The 276-nt window shown below is 74.3% G+C and carries 1 protein-coding gene; it reads right to left on the bottom strand.

Annotated features, from left to right (window positions below; genetic code table 11):
- On the bottom strand, positions 1 to 276 hold a 276-nt coding region (locus tag ACVHXK_RS18830), incomplete at both ends, for a TolC family protein (RefSeq protein WP_461207939.1).

Below are 276 nucleotides of genomic sequence, written 5' to 3' on the forward strand. Positions count from 1 at the left end.
GGCCAGCTGAAGCCGCCCTTGCCCATGGAGGCCGACAGCGACAGGCTGGGGAACAGCTGCGCCGTGGCCACGCCGACGTCGGCGGCGGCCGCTTGCAGCACGGCTTCGGCGATGTGGATGTCGGGCCGCGCGGCCAGCAGGTCCGACGGCACCAGGACTGGCACTTCCTCGGGCACGGCCAGCATGCCGAAGGCCAGGTCGGGCGGCGTCTGGTCGGGGCTGCGGCCCATCAGCACGGCCAGCGCGTGGCGCGTGGTCTGCCATTGCGCCCGCAGG

Source organism: Clostridium sp. DL1XJH146, assembly GCF_054819755.1.